This is a genomic window from Aeromonas popoffii (assembly GCF_000820025.1).
Classification (GTDB): domain Bacteria; phylum Pseudomonadota; class Gammaproteobacteria; order Enterobacterales; family Aeromonadaceae; genus Aeromonas; species Aeromonas popoffii.
In genome coordinates, this window is sequence record NZ_CDBI01000017.1 from 3,395 (window position 1) to 6,101 (window position 2,707).

General features: G+C 63.8%; 2 protein-coding genes and 1 pseudogene. 1 reads left to right on the plus strand and 2 read right to left on the minus strand.

From position 1 onward, the window contains the following. Positions 1-252 (minus strand): annotated as a pseudogene (locus tag BN1129_RS04435) (methyl-accepting chemotaxis protein); the annotation flags it as partial. A 264-nt stretch (positions 253-516) separates the two neighbouring features. Here BN1129_RS04435 and hutW point away from each other — a divergent pair. Then, positions 517-1,887 (plus strand): heme anaerobic degradation radical SAM methyltransferase ChuW/HutW, encoded by a 1,371-nt coding sequence (gene hutW, locus BN1129_RS04440; protein ID WP_042034749.1) that lies wholly within the window; start codon positions 517-519, stop codon positions 1,885-1,887. 72 nt (positions 1,888-1,959) lie between these two features. Here the strand turns inward: hutW and xseA are convergent. Beyond that, the coding region (xseA, locus tag BN1129_RS04445; protein ID WP_042034751.1) for an exodeoxyribonuclease VII large subunit at positions 1,960-2,707 on the minus strand (748 nt) is incomplete at its 5' end.

Genomic DNA, 2,707 nt, shown 5'->3' on the forward strand with positions numbered 1-2,707 from the left:
AGCCTCGACGATCCCCGCCTCGCTCTTGAGCTTGGTCTGCACGATTTGTCGGTTGGCGATGGCCCCCGTCATCATCATGACGTTGAGCTGATCCATGTAGGTGTTGGCGGCGCTCTCGACCTTTTCACCGGCCAGCCGGATAGCGAGATCCCGTTGCAGCCAGGCGGAGAGTTCGAAGCTGAGGGCGAAGGTACAGCCAATTACCAGGGTGAGGGGGAGGAAGATTTTCCAGTTTAATGACAGATTTTGCATCGTTTGCAGGGTCCATGCGCAGGTGGGCGAGCGTCAATGCCGGGCGACTCTCCTCACGCTCGCTCGTCAGGGCGGGGGAGATGGTTCTCTATCGGCACACACTACCCCATCTTGAGTAAATTATCTGTTAACTGGATCCATGATGGAGGTTAAGGATGGGTAGCAAAGCTGGGTTGTCTGAGTGTGGTTTGATCCAGCACAAATTTGGCATCAATTGATAGTGGTTATCATTTGCATTATTTCCATGTGGTAACCCAGCCAGTGATGACATTACACCTGACCCCGACCATGACCGGACTCGACACGCCGGATCCCCTCAAATTTGCCTTCGGTGCCAAAACCTCGGCCCATGCCAGTCGGGGTGGCATTCGCCCCTTCACCCTCGACCCTACCGGCTGGCAAGTCTGGTGGCAGCAAGAGAGCGAGGCGGGGGAGCGGGCGCTCTACATCCATATTCCGTTTTGCCGCAAGCGCTGCAGCTTTTGCAATTTCTTCGAAAATGGCGCCAATCCGGCGCGGATGAGCCGTTACATGGCGGCTCTGTGCGACAGCCTGAAGCAGGCGGCGGATACCCCCTTTGGGCAGAGCCAGCCCTGCTCTGCCGTCTATGTGGGGGGCGGCACACCGACTGACATGGCGGTCGAGGATCTGGCGCGATTGGCCAGGGCTATCCAGGGTTTTCCGCTGACCGCAGATGCCGAGGTGACCCTGGAGGGGCGCCTCAATGGCTTTGATGATGCCAAGTGGCAGGCCGCGCTGGCGGGTGGCTTCAACCGTTTCTCGTTCGGGGTGCAGAGCTTTGACACCCGGGTGCGCCAACAGGCGGCCCGCTTGGATGACAGGCAGACCCTGCTGGCCCGTCTGGCCGAGCTGACCCGGGATGATGCCGCTGTGATAGTGGCGGATCTCATCTTTGGCCTGCCGGGGCAGGATGATGCGGTGTGGCGCCAGGATATCGCGGACGTGATGGCTTGCGGGGTACAGGGCGTGGATCTCTATCAGTTGATCGCCATGGCGGGTACCAATCTGGCGCGGGCACAGGAGAAGGGGTCGCTGGGCTGGGCGGCCGATGGTCAGCAGCGGGCCGGCATGTATGCCTATGGCGCCCAGACGCTGGAGCAGGGCGGCTGGCAGCGACTCTCCTGTAGCCACTGGCGGCGCGGCGACGCCGAGCGGAGCCGCTACAACCAGATGGCCAAGCGCGGCGCCGAGATCCTCCCCTTCGGGGCGGGGGCCGGAGGCAGCGTGCACGGCCACGGCCTCATGTATGGCCGGGATCTGGCCCTCTGGCACGAGGCGCTGGCCAGAAAGCAACGGGCGCCCGGCATGGTGATGGGGAAGAACCCCAATGCCCTCATGGACGGCCTGCTACGCGGTGCCCTCGACAGCGGCTGGCTGATGCTGGCTCGTCTGCCCGCGTCGCTGCGGGCCCATCTGTTGCCGCTGTTTGAGGCCTGGCAGCGGCACGGGTTGGCGACGCTCACGCCGGGGCAGCTTGAACTGACCCTGGCGGGGCGTTTCTGGCACGTCAATCTGCAGGCCGGCTTGTTCGAGTTCTTGCAACGCAACCCGCTGGCGGGATCGGACATTGTGCCCGCTCACCCGGCCGACATGGTGCGCCATTCGCTGGTGTGACTGACAGGGGGCAACGATAGAGAAGGGGATAAAACGGGGTGGGGGGCGCTGAAAAGCGCCCCCCGTGTTTGGTTATCGGTTGTGCGTCTCTTCCACCCGCACCTGCAGATGCCCCTCTGCGAGCGTGGTGACCAGGGTTTGCCCTGCGTTCACTTGGGCGGCGCGGCTGATCACCTCACCGCTTTGGGTGCGGGTGATGGAGTAACCCCGCCCCAGGGTGGCGAGCGGGCTTACACCGTCGAGGCGCGCGGTGAGCATGGCGAGGCGGTGGCTCGCCAGATCCTGGCGTTTGGCAATTAGCGCATAGAGCCGCTCTTCGGCCAGCTGGTGGCGGCGCTTGCCTGCGGCCAGTAACCGCTCCGGGCTTTTGCCTTGCAGGCGCAGTTCCAGGTTGGCGAGGCGCCGCTCCCCCTGATGCAGCCGTTGACTCATCAGCTGTTGCAAGCGGGCGGAGAGCTCATCGAGGCGCTGGGACTGCTGCTCCAACCGCCGTTTTGGATCCTGATGGTCGAGCCTTTTTTGCAGCAGCGCAAAGCCGTGGCGGGCGGCGATCTGGTGGCGGCCAATGCCCTGTGCCAGCCGTTGCCACAGATGGGCGAGGCGCTGGGCACGGGCCTGATTGTCTGGCGCGACCAGCTCGGCGGCGGCCGATGGGGTAGGGGCGCGCAAGTCGGCGGCAAAGTCGCTGATGGTGACATCCACCTCATGGCCCACGGCGCTGATAACGGGAATGGCGGAGTGGGCAATGGCGCGCGCCACCGCCTCTTCGTTAAAGCACCAGAGATCTTCGAGCGAGCCACCGCCGCGCCCGACGATCAGC

Bases quoted from the DNA above. Each gene is read 5' to 3' on its own strand.
- hutW (WP_042034749.1), top strand. From the start codon at position 517: ATGACATTACACCTGACCCCGACCATGACCGGACTCGACACGCCGGAT.